Genomic DNA, 17975 nt, shown 5'->3' with positions numbered 1-17975 from the left:
GAAGTATTACTGGTATTTTGAAGAGTAGACGGGAGGGGGAAGTGTTGCGACAAAACGGGAACGGTTCAGGATTGCAGCATCCTGTTTACATTCTCTTTATAGAATTCACTCACGGGTATTTCGATGTTGCCGATGCAAACCAGGTCGCGTTTAACGGTCGTAATTTTCTTCACCGCCACGAGGTAGGATTTATGTGTGCGGATAAACGCGCCGGCAGGAAGTTTCTCTTCCATGGCTTTCATGGTCATGCGGGTGAGGATAGGTTTAGCGGTACCGGAGAGGTGTATCTTGATATAATCTTTCAGTGCTTCTATATAGGTAATGTCTGCCGTGAGGATCTTTACCTGTGTGTATTCCACATTTACAAAGAAAGAATGTTCTTCTGCCGGCGCCGGTTTTTTAAGGCGGAACAACTCACTGGCACGGTTACACGCTTTCAGGAAACGTTCAAAGGAAAAAGGTTTAAGCAGGTAATCCACTACCTGCAGGTTAAATCCTTCCAGCGCATATTCTTCATAGGCGGTAACAAGAATCACCATCGGCGGCTGTTGCAGGGATTGCAGCAGCTGCAGGCCATTCAGCCTGGGCATTTGTATATCCAGGAAAATAAGATCAATGGGTTCCTGCTGTAATACCTCCAGCGCTTCCATGGCGTTGCGGCAGGTTTTTACCAGTTGCAGGAAAGGCACCTGCCGGATATTATCTTCCAGCAGCTCCCTTACCAGTTGTTCATCATCTACGGCTATACAACGTATCATGTGAGCTTCAGTGTTAAGGTGATATGAAACAGCGGCGGTTCATCCCTGATCTGCAGCTGATGCCGTTCCGGGTAAAGCAGCTGCAGTCTTGTTTTTACATTTGCCAAACCAATGCCTGAGTTCTCATCCTTGCTGGCGTTGGGATCATTATCGTACTCATTCAGCACTTCAAAGATAAGTACATCTCCTTTCATCACCAGCTGTATATCAATAGCAGGATGCGGCGTATAGCCGGTACCGTGTTTGAAAGCGTTTTCTACAAATGGAATCAGCAGCATGGGTTCTATAGTATAGTTGCCGGCAGCCTCACTGGTAGCCATCTTCACGTTAATGGCCACTTCGCTGCCGAAGCGCAGCTTTTGCAGGGCAATGTAACTGTTGAGATACAGTATCTCCTGGGAAAGCAGCACCTTTTTCCCCGTATCGTACAGCATGTAACGCATCAGGTCGGATAGCATGAGGAGCGCCGGTTCCAGCTGATCGGATTTCTTCCGGGCCAGCGATACCAGGTTGGTAAGTACATTAAACAGGAAATGCGGACTTACCTGCGAACGCAGGAACTTCAGTTCTGAGCTGAGCTGCTCCGCCTGTTGTTCTTTCTGCCGCCTTTCCGCGCGCAGCATATCTGTTACACGGCAGTATACCAGGCTGATAATATAGATACCCACCGACGGGCCAAACACAAATTTATAAGCCGCCAGATCCCGGACCACATCCGGGAACCAGTGTAGCATGATGGCATATTTTAACGGGAAAGATAAAAATACCAGGAGGAATACCGCCGGGAAATAAAGCCACCAATATCGCCTGTTCCACAGCCTGGGATATAGCACCAGGGCATGAATATAAAAGATGGCCATATGGATAACACCGGAAATAGTAAAGAACAAACCCGGCAAACTGCCTATCCGGTAGCCGTTGGCTGCGCTGGAAACGATATAGGGCAGCAACAATATCACACTCCATATAACAATATGCAGTGTGATAGTAATTTTTTTCAGGGAGATATTTTTTTTCATCTGCTGTCCGGATAAAGCTACTGATTTTTATAAAGCTACCCGCATTAACGGCCCTCATAAAGATAGAATAGACATCCCCGGTAAATGTGCCGGCAACATCCGCAAACAGCGCGACAGGGAAGTATTTATTATATTCAGAGAAAATACCATTATTATGGGTGAACGCAATGATTAATTTTGAGGACGATTAAGATTTAAATTTCTGTTATGATAAAACGCGGTATCGGGATGCTCATTTTGCTGATGAGCACCTCCCTGGTTTTTGCCCAGCAATATGAAGCCAACTGGAACTCGCTCAACAAACGCGGTATCCCTGCCTGGTTCAGCAACGCCAAGTTCGGCATCTTTATTCACTGGGGTGTATATGCAGTGCCTTCTTATGCAGTAGTAGGCCCCGGTGGTTATTCCGAATGGTACTGGCACAACCTGAGAGGCACCAAAGAAGGCTCCCATCAGCAGGTACAGGCTTTTCATGATAAGAATTACGGGAAAGATACGCCGTATGAAAATTTTGAAAGCCAGTTTACCGCCTCATTGTATAACCCGCAGCAGTGGGCAGAAGTGTTTCGCCGCTCCGGCGCTAAGTATGTAGTGCTTACTTCCAAGCACCATGAAGGCTACTGCCTGTGGGATAATAAGCAGGCTAATGAATCCTGGGGCCATTCCTGGAACGCTGTTACGGGAACGCCTAAACGCGATCTGCTCGGCGATCTTACAGACGCCGTGCGCAAGGAAGGACTGAAGATGGGCTACTACTATTCCCTGTACGAATGGTTTAACCCGCTTTGGTTAAAAGATAAGCAACGGTATGTAAAGGAAGTGATGACGCCGCAGTTCAAAGACCTGGTGACCCGTTACAAACCTTCCATTATATTTTCAGATGGGGAATGGGAGCTGACAGATACCGCCTGGCAAAGCCCTTCGTTACTGGCCTGGCTGTTTAATGAGTCGCCGGTAAAAAATGAAGTAGTGGTAGATGACCGCTGGGGCAGTAATACCCGTGGTAAAAATAATGGCGCCACCTATCTTACTTCTGAATATGGCAGCGGGATGCAACCCGGTGTTATCTGGGAGGAAAGCCAGGGCATCGGACAATCGTACGGCTATAACCGTATGGAAACCGCCGACGACTACAAGAAAAGCGCTGACCTGGTGCTGATGCTGGTAGACATTGTATCCAGGGGCGGTAACCTCCTCCTGGACATAGGCCCCACAGCAGACGGCCGTATTCCTGTGATCATGCAGCAGAAACTGCTGGACATCGGCAAATGGCTGGAGGTAAACGGCGAAGCGATCTACGACTCCAAACCCTGGACAGTAAGCCAGCAGTGGAGCGCCGGCAAACGCCCGGAAACAAAGGAAGCCAGCTTTATGTCGGGTTACAACATTTCCCAGCTGGTGAAAAAATCTGATCAGCATGCCAACGTGGAACTATTCTTCACCCAAAAGCCGGGCGCAGTGTATTGCTTTGTGCCTTCCTACCGTCAGCAGGTATGGATCCGTAACTATACGCCGGCCAAGGGCGTTATAGCCAGCGTACTGGGCAGCAGCAAAGCCATCAAATGGCAGCAGAAGGGGAAGGATTGCCTGGTAGATCTCTCATCCCTGCACCCCGGGGATGTGCCGGAAGGCTTGCTGGTAGTGAAAATGAAAGGATAATATCTATTACATACCCAGCGCAAAGAGAAGGCAACCTGCCTTCTCTTTGCTATTTTTACCGTTGCCGTAGTTTTCTTAAAAAAGAATTTTAAAAAGTATATTTTTAAAGGAACAGAAATCATTTTCTTTCCGATGCGCTTGAATTTCACCTATGGGTTGATAGTTTCCACGTTATTACTATCCTGCACCTCAAAGAATACTGCTCACCGCACCTGGCAGGTGTATGGCGGCAGCAGGGAAAACATTCACTACAGCGCCTTAACGGAACTGGATACCGGTAATGTTTCACAATTGAAAGTAGCCTGGGAATACCGCACCGGCGACACCGCAGAACGGACACAGATCCAGGTAAATCCAATAGTGGTGGGCGAAAGACTGTATGGCGTTTCGCCGCAGTTGAAATTGTTTGCCGTGCATGCGGCTACCGGTAAGCCTTACTGGACATTTGACCCCGTAAAACCCGGTGAAAAGGCCGCTTTCCAGTTTAACCCCTGCAGAGGTATTACCTATTATGAAAACAACGGCAAAGAACAACGCATTTTTTATACCGCCGGTGGCCGGCTGTATTGTATAGATGCCCTGAACGGTACGCCTGTAAATACTTTCGGTGATAGCGGGTATGTGGACCTTCACCGCGATATGGGCCGCAATATGGATCAACTGGATATCACTTCCACCACACCGGGCGTTATTTATAAAGACCTGCTGATTGTAGGCACCCGCGTAGGAGAAGCCGCCGGAGCGGCTCCTGGCTATATCCGCGCTTACGACGTGCATAACGGCCGGCTGAAATGGATTTTTCATACCATCCCGCAGCCGGGTGAAGAAGGCTACGATTCCTGGAACGACAAAGATGCCTGGCAACATACCGGGGGAGCTAACTCCTGGGCGGGCTTCAGTCTTGATGAAGAAAAAGGCATCGTATATGCGCCTGTAGGATCCGCCACTGATGACTTCTACGGTGGTAAAAGACCCGGCAATAACCTGTTCGCCAATTGCGTACTGGCACTGGATGCCGCCACGGGTAAAAGGATCTGGCATTTCCAGACCGTGCATCATGACTTGTGGGACAGGGACCTGCCAACCGCACCAATGCTGGTAACGGTGAAAAAGGACGGCAAACAGGTGGAAGCAGTGGTACAGGTCACCAAAACAGGATTCATTTTCCTGCTGGACCGCCGTACGGGCCAGCCTTTATACCCGGTAACGGAAACCCTTGTGCCGGCAGACACGGCATTGCCCGGGGAATGGGTGTCGCCCACACAGCCGGTGCCTACTTTTTTTAAACCATTTGTGCGGCAGTCGTTGTTGGAAAAAGACCTGAACACATTGATACCGGATTCGTCCTACGCAGATATCAGGGCGCGGTTGGCGTCCTACAAAACCGGCCGGCTTTTCATGCAGGCATCCAAACAGGGCACGGTGATCTTTCCCGGCTTCGATGGAGGCGCTGAATGGGGTGGACCCGCAGCAGATCCGGAAACGGGTGTGATGTATGTAAACGCCAGCGAAATGCCCTGGGTGCTCACGATGGTGGAAACAAAAAACCAGCATGCCCCGGTTACGGAAACACAACTCCAGGCAGGGAAGCGGTTGTATACCGCCAATTGTATGTCGTGCCACGGACCGGAGCGAAAGGGGGGCGGTAATTTCCCATCTCTCTTAAATATCCATACAAAATATACGGAAACAACGTTAACACAACTGGTAAATACCGGCAGGAGAATGATGCCGGCCTTCAAACAACTGGACAGTACCGAACAGCAGGCGCTGGCCGTTTTTTTACTGGATGTAAAGTCGAAACAACAGCAACCGTTTACCGCGCCGCGGAAGAACGTGGATGCATATACGAATTTACCTTACCGCACTACCGGCTATAATAAATTTTTAACGAAAGAAGGATACCCGGCCGTAATGCCGCCCTGGGGCACGCTGAGCGCCATTGACCTTAACACGGGAAAAGTGCTGTGGAAAGATACCCTGGGCGATTATCCCGAACTGAAAGCGAAAGGTATTCACAGTGGTACGGAAAACTACGGAGGACCCGTGGTAACCGCCGGCGGCTTGCTGTTTATTGCAGCTACTGCCGATAGTAAGTTCCGGGCGTTTAATAAAAGAACAGGACAGCTGCTGTGGGAAGTTGATTTGCCCGCCTGTGGCTTTGCCACACCGGCAGTATATGAAGTGGAAGGAAAACAATTTGTGGTGATCGCCTGCGGTGGTGGTAAACTGGGAAAGAAACCGGGAGATACATACCTGGCATTTGCCCTTTAATAGTAATCATTCAACAACCAAAATATCTTTTATTATGAGCATTTCAAGAAGAAATTTCCTGTTGAAAGGGAGCCTGGCTATCGCCGGCACCGCACTGTTGTCAAAGGATCTGCTGGCTGCCACTGTACGCAAGCCGGTGCTGGGCATACAGCTGTATTCTATCCGCGATGATATGAAAAAAGATCCGTCGGGTACGCTCAAACAGCTCGCCGCCATGGGCTACAAAAATGTAGAACATGCCGGATACAGCAAGCGGAAATTTTATGGTTACTCCGCCAAAGAGTTTAAAAAACTCCTGGACGATCTCGGGTTGCTGATGCCAAGCGGACATACCGTAATGGGTAAACAACATTGGGACGCCGCAAAGAATGACTTCACCGACGAGTGGAAATATACGGTGGAAGATGCTGCCATCGTAGGACAGCACTATGTGATCAGCCCGTGGCTGGATGAAAGCCTGCGTAAGAACTACGACGACTTCAAAGCTTACATGGATGTATTCAATAAAAGCGGCGCGTTATGTAAAAAATCAGGGATGAAGTTCGGCTATCATAACCATGATTTTGAATTCAGCCAGCAACTGAACGGACAAAAGATCTTTGACCTCATCCTGCAGAACACGGATCCTTCCCTGGTAGCGCAGCAGCTGGATATTGGCAATATGTATCACGCCGGCGGCATCGCACTGGATATTATAAAGCAGTACCCTGGCCGTTTTGAGCTGATGCATGTAAAGGATGAAATTAAAACAGACAAAGGTGAAATGGGCGGTAAGTACGAAAGCACTGTATTGGGCAAAGGTATTATACCGGTGAAAGAAGTAATTGATCTCGGTAAAAAATCCGGTGGTACCAGGCACTTTATTATTGAGCAGGAGTCCTACCAGGGACAGGCGCCGTTGGATGCAGTGCGCGATGACCTGGCAGTAATGAAAAAATGGGGCTATTAATTTATAGAAACAACGAACGATTGTGTTATGAAGATGAAAATGATGCCCGCTATTGCGGCGCTGCTGTTATCCGCAGGTATGTGCTTTGCGCAAACACCCCGCGCTTTTAAAACATGGACACCAGCCACTACCGACAGCGTGTATGCGCTGGAAGGGCAGGGATGGAAAACAGGATTAAAAAACTATTACGACCGCCTGCCCGCTATATCAGAAAAAGAAGTACGGCCGCCGGTATGGAACTTGTCTAACAACAGCGCAGGGCTCAGTCTCCGCTTCAGAACAGACGCCGATGAAATAGTGATTAAATATACCGTTTCCGGCCCTGCAGCTATGCCGCACATGGCTGCCACGGGTGTAAGCGGGGTAGATCTCTACGCCAAAAGCATCGATGGACAATGGATGTGGTGCGCAGGGAAATATGACTTCCGTGATACCATCGTATACCGGTTTACACGCCTGAAAAAATACGATCAGCATGTAAAGAATATCGATTATACGCTTTATCTGCCGTTGTATAATTCCGTAAAGTGGTTGTCTGTTGATGTGCCGGCAGAAAGCATGTTGAAACCGCTGCCGGTGCGTAAATCTGCGCCCATTGTGGTATACGGCACCTCTATTGCCCAGGGCGCCTGTGCATCGCGGCCGGGTATGGCCTGGACTAATCTCCTTTCCCGGCAGCTGGAAACGCCCGTGATCAATCTCGCGTTCTCCGGCAACGGCCGCCTCGAGAAGGAAGTACTGGACCGGGTGGCTGAACTGGATGCCCGTCTCTTTGTACTGGATTGCCTGCCTAATCTTACCGGCGCCCAATACGCCGGCGCTGAACTGAAAAAACGTATCACCAACGCCGTTACTTTTTTGCAGCAGCAACGCCCCGGCACGCCTATCCTGCTCACGGAACACGACGGGTACACCGATGGTGAAATGGACTCCACCCGCAAAGCCCTGTATACGCAGGTAAACATCACCCTGCGCGAAGTAAGGGACTCCCTGCTGAAAGCCGGCGTGAAAAATATCAGCCTGCTCACAAAGGACGAAATAGGCCAGGACATTGAAAGCATGGTAGATGGCACTCATCCCAACGACATTGGCATGATGCACTACGCTAACGCCTATGCGAAAAAGATCCGTGAAATTTTTCATCAGGAAAGTGGTAACACTGTTACCACTACGCCCATTACACAACGCCGCGATGCCGCTACCTACGACTGGGAAACCCGGCATGAGGAAGTATTGGCCTGGAACAAAGCGCATCAACCCAAAGTAGTGTTCATGGGCAACTCCATTACGCATTTCTGGGGAGGCAACCCCGTGGCAAAAGTGCGCAGGGGCACCAGTTCATGGGACAAATACTTTGAGCCCAAACAGGCCGTGAATATGGGCTTCGGCTGGGACCGGGTTGAGAACGTGTTATGGCGTGTACAACACGGCGAACTGGATGGTATTACGCCGGGCTATATTGTATTAATGATTGGTACCAACAACCTGCAGGCAAATACCGATGAGGAAATTGCGGATGGTATAAAGTACCTGTTGCAGCAAATACAGGCCAGGCAGGGTGCTGCTAAAATTATACTGATGGGTATCCTGCCCCGCCGAAATATGGAAAGCAGGGTAGTACGCATCAACCAGCTGATCGCAAAACGCGCTGCCGGTAAAAATATCCAGTACGTGGATGCGGGAAAACTGTTCCTGAAACCGGGAGGGAAAATTGAAGAGCAATTGTTTACGGATGGGCTGCATCCCAATGAAACAGGGTATGAGAAATTAGGCGCGTTGATCAATAGATATCTAAAAATGCAGAATAATTAATATTTAAGGGCAGGTAATAAAAAAATGGTGGCCGGTTATTATTTCCTACATTAGATGAAATATAACCGGACACTTCCCGGTGGTCTCATCAGAATAAGAAGGAAAGTAGCTTAAATATTTTGCATGAGTACTCATTATAACCAGGAACCACATTTTATTATTGCCATAGGCGCTTCTGCCGGTGGTCTGGAAGAGCTGCAGTCTTTTTTTGATCACACCCCGCTGGCGCAGGCCTCTTACGTGATTATACAACACCTCCCTGCCGATTATAAAAGCCGGATGGCGGAAATACTTTCCAGGCACAGTCAGTTAAAGGTAACGGAAGCAGCCAATAATATGCTCGTAGAGCCTAACCAGGTGTATCTGATCCCCAGCCAGCAGTGCATGACCATACAGGACGGCCGCCTGTTGCTGAAAGACAAGGACAGCAGTTCCGCTCCCCATAAAACTATCAACACCTTTTTCAACTCACTGGCAGCAGATAGTGAATATCATATCATAGCCGTCATACTTTCAGGCTCCGGCAATGATGGCAGTGAAGGAATCGTGAATATCAGCAGGGCAGGAGGATTAATTATTGTACAGGACCCGGATACCGCCCAATATAACAGTATGCCCCTGGAGGCTATTGCTACCGGCGTGGCAGATCATATACTGGCGCCGGCAGATATGCCCATGGTGATCACACAGTATGTAAGTAAGGCGAAGAGAAGTATTTTGCCTCCCGCCGCGCAGGCAATGGAAGATAAAAGTGTGATCGCTATTATTGACCTGATCAGGGAGCGTTTACCATTTGATTTTTCAGAATATAAGCCCACCACCATCCTGCGGCGTATCAGGCGACGCATGGTATATCTCGCTTTAGATGCTGTGGAAGCTTATTATCAATACCTCCTGGCACACCCCGGCGAAGTGGAAACGCTGGCCCAAAGCTTTATGATCAGTGTATCTGCCTTCTTCAGGAACCCGGAGGCTTTCCAGGTGATTGCGGAAACGGTATTGCCGGAAATTGTGCAGCGAAAAAAGGAAGAAGAAGAAATAAAGATCTGGATAGCAGGCTGTGCCACCGGAGAAGAAGCCTATACAATGGCGATCCTGTTACACGAACAGTTAGAAAAAGCCGGTAAGGATATCCAGGTAAAAGTATTTGCCACCGACATAGATAAGCCAGCATTGGAGTTTGCCGGTAAAGGTTTATATGGAGATGCCATCCGGAGTGAGCTGTCGGCAGAGCGACTGGAGAAATATTTTAACCAGGAAGGCAATGGGTACCGCATCAAACAGCATATCCGCAAAATGCTGATCTTCGCACAACATAACGTAGTAAAGAATCCGCCATACTGTAACATGGACCTGATCAGTTGCCGCAATCTGCTCATCTACATGAACATATCTCTGCAGAAAAAGGCGCTTTCGATGCTGCATTTCGGACTTAGCCAGAAAGGATACCTGTTCCTCGGCTCCAGCGAAAATCCCGGGATGTTATTACCCTATCTCACAGAAATTAATAAGAAATGGAAAATATACCGTAACCAGGAATCGGCCCGGTCTGTAAGGTTCGATATATTTACGCCGGTGATGATAGCAGATAATAGTTTGGCGCCTTTAATTCCATCAAAAAAAACCGGTAATACCGGAAAGCGAAGTATTATGCTGGAAGAAGTAAATGAAATGTTGCTGGAAGAAGTAAATGTTGCCGGTATGTGTGTGGACCAGGATAACCAGGTTGTTAAATATTTCGGCAAGGTAGAACACTTCCTGTTGCAGCAGGTCTTCAGTTTTGACCTGATGGAGCTGCTGCCAAAATCACTTGGGGTGGTGTATGTAACAGCCGCCAGGCAGGCCAGGAAGGATAATGAGCGTATAACCGTAACCGGTATTCCGGTGGCAGATTATGATCCTGCGAAAATAATTGATCTTACTATCCGCCCGCTTCGTGCAAGGGAAGGGGACCGCTCCCTGCTGCTGGTACTTTTCAGCGAAAATAAGGAAGAACAAAAACAGGAAGTACAGCCTTTTGATGTACAAACTTATCTCAATGCAGGCCTGCAAAGCCTGGAAGAAGAACTGAAAGATACCCGCGAACGGTTACAGGAAGCTACCGAAAAGCTGGAAGCATCCAGTGAAAATATGCAGTCGTTCAACGAAGAGCTGGTTTCTGCCAACGAAGAAATGCAAAGCGCCAATGAAGAAATGCAATCGGTAAATGAAGAGCTGCAAACTATTAACACCGACTACCAGCTGAAAATAAAGGAACTCAATGTGCTGAACGATGATATGGATAATTATTTCAGGAGTAACCTCAACGGGCAATTGTTTGTAGACAATAACCTGATGCTGAAAAAGTTTTCTCCTGCCGCCGTAAAGCATATCAATCTGCAGGAAAGCGATATCGGCAGACCCATTCAGCATATTACCGTCAATTTTAAATACAATTCCCTCGAACAGGACCTCCTTTCGGTAATCAAAAATGGCGCGGTGTTGTTGAGAGTAGTAGAATCGCTGAATGGAAACTGGTACCAGATGATGATAATGCCCTATATCCGGCAACTGGATCATGAACAGGATGGTGCAATTATTTCTTTTAATGATATCACTCTTTTGAATAAAGCCCAGCTGGAGTTACACCGTTCCAACCTGAGCCTGCAGCGCATTAATGAAGACCTGGATAATTTTGTATACTCTGCCTCTCATGATTTGTTAGGACCACTTACGAATATAGAAGGTTTGATGAGATTGCTGGATGAGAAACTGGATATGGAAGACAATGAGGTTGTCAGGTATACAGATATGATTCAATCTTCTATTGTCAGGTTTAAAGAAAACCTGCGGGAGCTGGCGGAAGTAGGGAAAATTGAAAGCGAGTCGCTGAAGGAAGCACAGGAAGTTGATGTCAGTACCATACTGGATGAAGTTTTTTTTAGTATCCAGGATAAAGTACAGGCTGCTAAGGCGGTTGTTATAAGAAATCTTGAAGAAAGCCATCTGGTATTTTCGAAGAAGAACTTTCGCAGCATTATCTATAATCTCCTCACCAATGCCATCAAATTCCGGTCGCCGGACCGGCAGCTGAAAATTCATATCAATACCCGCAAAGAAAACGGATTCCTGTTGCTGGAAGTAAAAGACAACGGGATCGGAATAGAACAGGATAAACTCGGGACCGTATTCAATATGTATAAGCGCCTGCATCCGGAAATGGAAGGGTTAGGCATCGGTTTGTTCCTTGTCAGGAAAATTGTAGATGCTTCCGGTGGCATGACGGAAGTGAACAGCATCTTACACGAAGGAAGCACCTTTAAAATCTTCTTTAATCCCAAACAAACGCAGGGCTGATAGCCTGTTTTTATTTTCCTGTTCAGCAAGGGACCGCCTTCGGTAATTCCTCTTCACCCCCCGGCGCTTTCGCTTTTTCCTTCGAGCCAGTTTTTGAATTCAGAAACCCTTTCACGGCTAATAATAACATCAGTATCAACATCGGGTGCTAATTGAAGAATTAATCTGCTATTGTAATAAGTGGTGATCTTTTTAATGGCATCTATCTGGATAATGAACTGCCGGTTGATGCGGAAAAACTGGTGCTTGTCCAGCAGTTGTTCAATCTGATCGAGAGAATAATCCAGTGGTACCCGCTGATTGGTAATGGTGGTGGCCCAGGTGGTACCCCTCGCAAATTGCAGCCAGGCAATATCTTTCGCTTTTACATAGATCAGCTGGTTGTTGATCCTGCCGATAAAGCGGGCACTGTCGCGGCGCAGAAACTCTTCCGCGATCCTGCTGATGTCTACGGTGTAATTATTGGCTGGTCTGAACTGTTCGTATTTGTTTAAGGCATTCTTTAAATCGTCGGGGTCGATTGGTTTTAGTAAGTAATCAATACTGTTTACCTTGAACGCCTGTAGTGCGAAGCCATCATACGCCGTGGTAAAAATGATGGGCGTACGTACTTTTGTTTTGCTGAATATTTCAAAACAGTTGCCGTCAGATAACTGGATATCCATCAGCATCAGATCCACCGGCTGCTGCTGTTCCAGCCACCGGATTCCTTCTTCCACGGAAGTAATAACCGCAACTACCTGTATCGCTGCATTACACTTGTGCAGTAACTGAATGAGCCGCTCGGCATTATGCATCTCATCTTCAAAAATAACTATTCTCATGATCCACTGATGATGGGTAATTTTACAATAAACATTTCTGCTGTTTCGCTGATTTCAATATTGCTGTTGCTGATCAGCGCATATCTTTTCTGAATATTTTCAAGTCCTATACCGGAAGAAATTTCCGGGTGAACTTTGGGTCTTTTGTGATTGGATACTACCAGGAAATTACCATCGCTTTTAATAGTGATCAGCAGCGGGTCCTGTGCGGAAAACCGGTTGTGTTTGATGGCGTTTTCAATGAGCATCTGCAGGGTTACCGGTGGAATCATCCCTTTGGCTTTTACCTTTTCCGGGATATCGGCGCTGAACTGTATGCTTTGCTGGTGGCGGATATGGATCAGGAAAAGATAAGCATCGAGGAAATCCAGTTCCGTTTGTACGGGTACCAGGTTCTCAAACTTTTTATCAAGAATGTACCGGTATGTTTTGGCCAGCTGCGTAATATAATCGGCGGAAAGGTCCGGGCTTTTATATACCAGGTTGGTCAGTACACTGAGCGAATTAAAAAAGAAGTGCGGATCTATCTGGTTGCGTAACGCATCATATCTTGCCTGGATATTTTCCCGCATCAGTCTTTCTGTTTGCAGCTGGTATTCTTTCCAGCCGGAATAGTAAAAGATGATCCCGTTAAATGTTAAGATCAGCAGGTAAAACATAAACGTGCCGAAGTTCAGGTCGTAGCTGAAGCGGATGAAGCTTTCCCATGCTTCATAGCGGTTAAACAACAGGATATCGCTCAACGAATAGAAGAGGCCAAACAGGTACGCCACCAGCACACCATATATCAGCAGAACGGCGCAAAGGAACACCAGTTTGCCGGATGTGTGTTTGTTCATTGTTTTCCTTTCTACCGTGCGGGCCAGCCAGGCGGCGCCTTCCCAGGCAATAAGACCAAACACCACATAGAACAGGCTGAACATCTGTCCCCTGAAATCCATCATCTGCAAACCTGTTACGAAAGTATGGTCAAAGGATTTGAAGATGATACTGAAGGTATACAGTATCAGTATCCTGGAAAGGTACAGGAACAGTTTGCTGGAGAATAATTTTTCATTTTCCTGGAAGTTCATCTGATGGCTTGTGTATTACTAAATGTAGTTATTTTCCTTAAACCACGTAAATGCGCCTGTAACAGCAGCTTCTACGGGGGTATAGCTGAGCTGCAGTTCCCGTTCCGATTTTTTGCCGGAGTAATAGTTATCGAGGCATAGCATGTAAGCAGTGGTATAATTTAATTTTCCGGAGATGCCCGGCAGGGAACCTATGATACCGGCTGCTTTCAGGATAAACCCCGGGATAGGGACGAGCAGCTGCCGTTTGCCGGAGATCTTTTTCAGCAACCGGAAGAATTCTGCATAGCTGAGGTTCTGACCGGCCAGCAGGTAGCAGTCGCCTGTTTTACCTTTTTCAATAGCATTGATGATACCCCGGCATACGTCTTTGATATGCACAAAGTTTTTACCGCCGGGCGGATAAAAAAGTAACCGGTGTTTCAGTCCGTACAGGATCAGTTTACCGGAGCTGGGTTTCACATCATGCGGGCCTATCATAAAGGTGGGGTTTACCACGATGCCCGGCAGTTGCCTGCTGGCCACCTGTTCCAGCACATATTGTTGTGCAAGGTATTTAGTATTGATATAACCGGAGTTGGCATTGAACAGGGTAAAGCCGTTTAGTTCGTTACCCGGACTGTTTTTATCACCTGGCCCGATGGTATTGGCAGTGCTCACGTAAATAAATTTCTGCACCTTGTGTTCGAGGCAGGCCGCGGTAATATACTTAGTGGCGGTGAAGTTGGTATGTTCATATTCGGCAAATGAAATGCCCCACTGTGCGGTAATACAGGCTGCATGGATCACGATGTCGCAATCCTTCACAGCTTCATGTACATCATCGTTGTTATTGATGCTCCCGTAAAAGATTTCACAGGGGATGTCCTCAATGCCTTTCATATCGGCCGAAGGCCGGATTATAATTTTTATATCAAACCCCATGCGGTATAACTCCCGTGTTAAATTAGAACCGAGAAAGCCATTGGCGCCGGTGATCAGTACTTTTTTCATGAATTTTTTTTAGACAGATAAGCTATATGGGATTTCTTTTTTTACTTCCCTGGATACGATCCTCATCCGGAATGATAGTGGGAGCAACTGCATCAGCACATGATTGATCTTATTCATCAGGCCGGGTATGATCACCGGGTGTCCGGCCAGCGTGCCTTTCAGCGCAATGTGCGCAATGTCGGGGGTAGACAGCAGTCCCATTTTTCCTTTCAGTCCCTGGCTGATGATCCGCCGGGAGGTATGGGAGTTGGTCATAATAGGACCAGGGTATATAACGCTTACGGATAAACCGGTACCGGCCAGTTCTTCTTTTAATCCCAGGAAAAAAGACGAGATAAATGCTTTGGATGCAGGGTACACCGTTTTATAGGCAATAGGCGTGAAAGCCGCCATACTGGCTATATTCATGATATAACTCTGCGGGTGTTTCAGCAGGTGCGGGATCAGCAGGTGGGTAAGTAGTACGGTGCCTCTTACATTGAGCATAATAATATCGTCTATCCGTTCCAGTGAGGTGTGGGTGATGGAAGATGTACCGCCGATGCCGGCATTGTTGATCAGGAAATTGATATCATGGTTGCGGGTAATGATCTGCAGTTGCTGCTTCAGTATGTCGCTGTCGGACAAATCAAATTCAAACACTTTTACGTGGATGTGATATTCCAGTTCCAGGCTCTCCGCTACAGATTGGAGGCGGCTTCCCGGCAGGGCAATGAGGATAATATTCATGCCTTTCCTGGCGCACTGAATAGCGAATTCTTTGCCCAAACCGGAGCTGGCGCCGGTGATGAGCGTATATTTATTGTCTGGCATACGTTTTATTTTCAAGCAGGCTTTTGAATTTTGTCATGGTCCTGAACAGGTTATCATGAATAATAGGATCGGATACCCAGCGGGGAATTTTCTTACTACGGTCGGTGGTGACCATATAAGTGATCTGCAGCTGCCCGTTCCCCAAGGGCGCCATGATCCATTTTCCCCGCGTGCCGGTGATCCGTGTTGTTTTATTGTATAAAGGGAAGCGGTGATCGGTGATGCTTTCAAACGCCACTTCCGCCGCATCGCCGGTCATTTCCTGGTAGCGGTATAGCAGGCAGCAGTCCTGGTCGTCTACCGGCCAGGGGATATCATACTTAATATAGGTGATCCAGTGATGAGGATCGGGCGCTGTGGCTATCCGGTAATCGCTGGCATTGGTATTCCACTCGCGACCGCGCGCCTGGTCTTTGAAAAGCCCGATCACTGCCGGTATGGCGCATTTTACCTGGAAGATGGTTTTGATCTCCCTTACATTTTCACCACCGGCGCCGGGAATCCATCTTTCATATAACGCGATGGCGTTATCCTGTTTCACCAGTTTGAATTCGCTGGTATCAACGAATAATGACCGGACGAACATCATACTGCTGATCACTAAAACGGAGAGGTGTTGCATACATCATCATTTATTGCAAATATGCCACTGGTATACCGGCCGGCCATTGATTAAGTGTTGAACTGTAGGATTAAGCCGTTGACCTGTAACTAAACCGGGGATACAATAATGGAGAAATATTTATATATTATTTTATGGAGAAGTACTGGCGATATTTTATTATTTTGTTCGCCGGTGCACCGTTTGCTCCTGAAAATCAGCTTTGAACATGAAAAAATGCCTGCTGGCCATCGCCATTGTATTTACTGCTATTCCCGTTGCCGCACAGCAAATATGCCCGGTGATCCCGCTGCCCGTAAAAGCAGGGAAGGCGCGCGGCTCTTTTGAAATCAGCGCACAATCTACTATCAGCTGGGAAGACACGTCCATGGTTCCGCTGGCTACCTGGCTGCAGCAGGAACTGCTTCGCCGTTATCATATCCATGTTCCGCTGCAACGGAAATCCGGCAGCACCGTTATCTTACTGGAAAAAAAGTCCGCTACTAACATAGATGCCTATACGCTTATTATGAATAAGCAAACCGCCACCATTTCAGGAGGCGCACGGGAAGGCGTGTTTAACGGTATCATCAGCCTGTTGCAGCTCGCTGCAGTGGCGCCGGTATCCGGAAAAGCTTTGCAGGTACCCTGCTGGAATATCACCGATGCCCCGCTATATGCGTGGCGCGGCGTAATGCTGGATGAATCGCGGTATTTTTTTGGTAAAGAGAAAGTGAAGTCTGTCCTCGACTGGATGGCTTTTTATAAACTGAACCGTTTTCACTGGCATTTAACAGACATGCCCGGATGGCGGCTGGAGATCAAAAAATATCCTTTGCTCACTACCGTTGGCGGCATCGGCAATATCAGTGATCCAAATGCACCTGCGGCCTATTACACCCAGAACGATATCCGGGAAATAGTTGCCTATGCCAAAGCGAGGTGCATCGACATTATTCCTGAAATAGATATGCCGGGTCATGCCGGGGCTGCTAACAGGGCTTATCCCGCATTTGACGGCGGCGGTACCGCTAAGTATCCGCAGTTCACCTTTAACCCCGGCAGGGAAGGAACTTACTCCTACCTGGCGGATATACTAACGGAAACGGCTCAACTGTTTCCCGCGCAGCTCATTCACCTCGGCGGCGACGAAGTAACCTTTGGCAACGCCGGCTGGGACCAGGATACCGGCATCATCCGGTTAAAAGAAGCCCAGGGCCTGAAAGACCGCAAACAGGTAGAGGACTATTTTATTCAACGGATGGCCGATACCGTTTTGAAGCTGCATAATAAAGTAATGGCCTGGGATGAAATTGCCACGGCCTCCCTGCCTGCCGACAGCACCATTGTATGCTGGTGGCGTCACGAAAAACCGGAGAACCTGGCGATGGCATTTCAGAAAGGATATTCTGTAGTGCTATGCCCGCGGCTACCGTTTTATTTTGATTTTGTCCAGGACAGCAGCCACAAAATCGGGCGCAGGTGGAAAGATGGTGAATTCAATCCTTTACAATCTGTATACGATTTCTCCGCCGCCGCTGTTCCTGCCACACGGGGGCATGAATCCCTGATATTAGGCGTACAGGCATGCCTGTGGTCAGAAACCATTCATAGCAACAACCGGCTGGATTTCCTGCTTTTCCCCCGCATAGCTGCGCTGGCGGAAACCGCCTGGACCCAATCCCCGGCAAAGGACTTTAACGGCTTTAAAACCCGTTTAAAAGCGCAGCTGCCCCTATATGCAAAGGAGCATCTCTATTACTTCGATATTTTCCAGCCGGCCAAACACCAGGAGTCGGGCAAAGCGGCTGCCGGCTATATAGATTGATGTGTCGGTTTTGTTCTATTTCCGGAAATGGGGGGG

At 47.9% G+C, this 17975-nt stretch carries 13 protein-coding genes; 6 read left to right on the top strand and 7 right to left on the bottom strand.

From position 1 onward, the window contains the following. Window positions 1-65: 65 nt before the first annotated feature. Window positions 66-758 (bottom strand): LytR/AlgR family response regulator transcription factor, encoded by a 693-nt coding sequence (locus B5Z18_RS03350; protein ID WP_079467976.1) that lies wholly within the window; start codon window positions 756-758, stop codon window positions 66-68. Then, the gene (locus B5Z18_RS03345; RefSeq protein ID WP_079467975.1) at window positions 755-1777 is read right to left on the bottom strand and encodes a sensor histidine kinase; all 1023 of its coding nucleotides are present in this window, start codon (window positions 1775-1777) and stop codon (window positions 755-757) included. The genes B5Z18_RS03350 and B5Z18_RS03345 overlap by 4 nt, the downstream gene beginning before the upstream one ends. 207 nt (window positions 1778-1984) lie before the next feature. Here B5Z18_RS03345 and B5Z18_RS03335 point away from each other — a divergent pair, with 207 nt between their 5' ends. The 5 genes from B5Z18_RS03335 (at window position 1985) to B5Z18_RS03315 (ending at window position 11807) form a co-directional block, all read left to right on the top strand. Next, entirely contained in the window at window positions 1985-3436 is a 1452-nt protein-coding gene (locus tag B5Z18_RS03335) for an alpha-L-fucosidase (RefSeq protein ID WP_079467973.1), read from the top strand. A gap of 132 nt (window positions 3437-3568) precedes the next feature. Continuing rightward, a complete protein-coding gene (locus tag B5Z18_RS03330; RefSeq protein ID WP_079467972.1) occupies window positions 3569-5710 on the top strand; it encodes an outer membrane protein assembly factor BamB family protein in 2142 nt (713 codons plus the stop codon). A gap of 34 nt (window positions 5711-5744) precedes the next feature. After that, a complete protein-coding gene (locus tag B5Z18_RS03325) occupies window positions 5745-6659 on the top strand; it encodes a sugar phosphate isomerase/epimerase family protein (protein WP_079467971.1) in 915 nt (304 codons plus the stop codon). A gap of 27 nt (window positions 6660-6686) precedes the next feature. Further along, a complete protein-coding gene (locus B5Z18_RS03320) occupies window positions 6687-8471 on the top strand; it encodes an SGNH/GDSL hydrolase family protein (RefSeq protein ID WP_079467969.1) in 1785 nt (594 codons plus the stop codon). Between the two features lie 123 nt (window positions 8472-8594). After that, complete coding sequence (locus B5Z18_RS03315) at window positions 8595-11807, top strand: chemotaxis protein CheB (RefSeq protein ID WP_079467968.1); 3213 nt, start codon at window positions 8595-8597, stop codon at window positions 11805-11807. A gap of 53 nt (window positions 11808-11860) precedes the next feature. Here B5Z18_RS03315 and B5Z18_RS03310 read toward each other — a convergent pair whose 3' ends face one another. From B5Z18_RS03310 to B5Z18_RS03290, 5 genes are read right to left on the bottom strand one after another with little or no spacing between them, the layout of a single operon-like run. Next, window positions 11861-12631 (bottom strand): LytR/AlgR family response regulator transcription factor, encoded by a 771-nt coding sequence (locus tag B5Z18_RS03310; RefSeq protein ID WP_079467967.1) that lies wholly within the window; start codon window positions 12629-12631, stop codon window positions 11861-11863. Further along, complete coding sequence (locus B5Z18_RS03305) at window positions 12628-13704, bottom strand: sensor histidine kinase (protein ID WP_079467966.1); 1077 nt, start codon at window positions 13702-13704, stop codon at window positions 12628-12630. Before B5Z18_RS03305 ends, B5Z18_RS03310 begins: the two co-directional genes overlap by 4 nt. Window positions 13705-13722: 18 nt before the next feature. Next, window positions 13723-14697 carry an NAD-dependent epimerase/dehydratase family protein gene (locus B5Z18_RS03300; protein ID WP_079467965.1) on the bottom strand — a complete coding sequence of 325 codons (975 nt, stop codon included), beginning with the start codon at window positions 14695-14697 and terminating at the stop codon, window positions 13723-13725. A 9-nt stretch (window positions 14698-14706) separates the two neighbouring features. Continuing rightward, window positions 14707-15510 carry an SDR family NAD(P)-dependent oxidoreductase gene (locus tag B5Z18_RS03295; RefSeq protein WP_079467964.1) on the bottom strand — a complete coding sequence of 268 codons (804 nt, stop codon included), beginning with the start codon at window positions 15508-15510 and terminating at the stop codon, window positions 14707-14709. Continuing rightward, window positions 15497-16132: an START domain-containing protein gene (locus B5Z18_RS03290; protein WP_079467963.1), complete on the bottom strand. Its 636-nt coding sequence runs from the start codon at window positions 16130-16132 to the stop codon at window positions 15497-15499. The genes B5Z18_RS03295 and B5Z18_RS03290 overlap by 14 nt, the downstream gene beginning before the upstream one ends. 208 nt (window positions 16133-16340) lie before the next feature. Between B5Z18_RS03290 and B5Z18_RS03285 the strand changes: the two genes are divergently transcribed. Next, on the top strand, window positions 16341-17939 hold the full coding sequence (locus B5Z18_RS03285) for a beta-N-acetylhexosaminidase (protein ID WP_079467962.1): 1599 nt from the start codon (window positions 16341-16343) through the stop codon (window positions 17937-17939). Window positions 17940-17975 lie beyond the last annotated feature (36 nt).

The organism is Chitinophaga ginsengisegetis, assembly GCF_900168065.1.
Taxonomy (GTDB): domain Bacteria; phylum Bacteroidota; class Bacteroidia; order Chitinophagales; family Chitinophagaceae; genus Chitinophaga; species Chitinophaga ginsengisegetis.
Note: the sequence above shows the minus strand (reverse complement) of the source record. Positions and strands in the feature narration are given on the sequence as shown.

What these genes read in the sequence shown, in the direction of transcription:
- B5Z18_RS03350 (WP_079467976.1), bottom strand. Translation starts at nt 758, where the DNA reads ATGATACGTTGTATAGCCGTAGATGATGAACAACTGGTAAGGGAGCTG.
- B5Z18_RS03345 (WP_079467975.1), bottom strand. Translation starts at nt 1,777, where the DNA reads ATGAAAAAAAATATCTCCCTGAAAAAAATTACTATCACACTGCATATT.
- B5Z18_RS03335 (WP_079467973.1), top strand. Translation starts at nt 1,985, where the DNA reads ATGATAAAACGCGGTATCGGGATGCTCATTTTGCTGATGAGCACCTCC.
- B5Z18_RS03330 (WP_079467972.1), top strand. Translation starts at nt 3,569, where the DNA reads ATGCGCTTGAATTTCACCTATGGGTTGATAGTTTCCACGTTATTACTA.
- B5Z18_RS03325 (WP_079467971.1), top strand. Translation starts at nt 5,745, where the DNA reads ATGAGCATTTCAAGAAGAAATTTCCTGTTGAAAGGGAGCCTGGCTATC.
- B5Z18_RS03320 (WP_079467969.1), top strand. Translation starts at nt 6,687, where the DNA reads ATGAAGATGAAAATGATGCCCGCTATTGCGGCGCTGCTGTTATCCGCA.
- B5Z18_RS03315 (WP_079467968.1), top strand. Translation starts at nt 8,595, where the DNA reads ATGAGTACTCATTATAACCAGGAACCACATTTTATTATTGCCATAGGC.
- B5Z18_RS03310 (WP_079467967.1), bottom strand. Translation starts at nt 12,631, where the DNA reads ATGAGAATAGTTATTTTTGAAGATGAGATGCATAATGCCGAGCGGCTC.
- B5Z18_RS03305 (WP_079467966.1), bottom strand. Translation starts at nt 13,704, where the DNA reads ATGAACTTCCAGGAAAATGAAAAATTATTCTCCAGCAAACTGTTCCTG.
- B5Z18_RS03300 (WP_079467965.1), bottom strand. Translation starts at nt 14,697, where the DNA reads ATGAAAAAAGTACTGATCACCGGCGCCAATGGCTTTCTCGGTTCTAAT.
- B5Z18_RS03295 (WP_079467964.1), bottom strand. Translation starts at nt 15,510, where the DNA reads ATGCCAGACAATAAATATACGCTCATCACCGGCGCCAGCTCCGGTTTG.
- B5Z18_RS03290 (WP_079467963.1), bottom strand. Translation starts at nt 16,132, where the DNA reads ATGCAACACCTCTCCGTTTTAGTGATCAGCAGTATGATGTTCGTCCGG.
- B5Z18_RS03285 (WP_079467962.1), top strand. Translation starts at nt 16,341, where the DNA reads ATGAAAAAATGCCTGCTGGCCATCGCCATTGTATTTACTGCTATTCCC.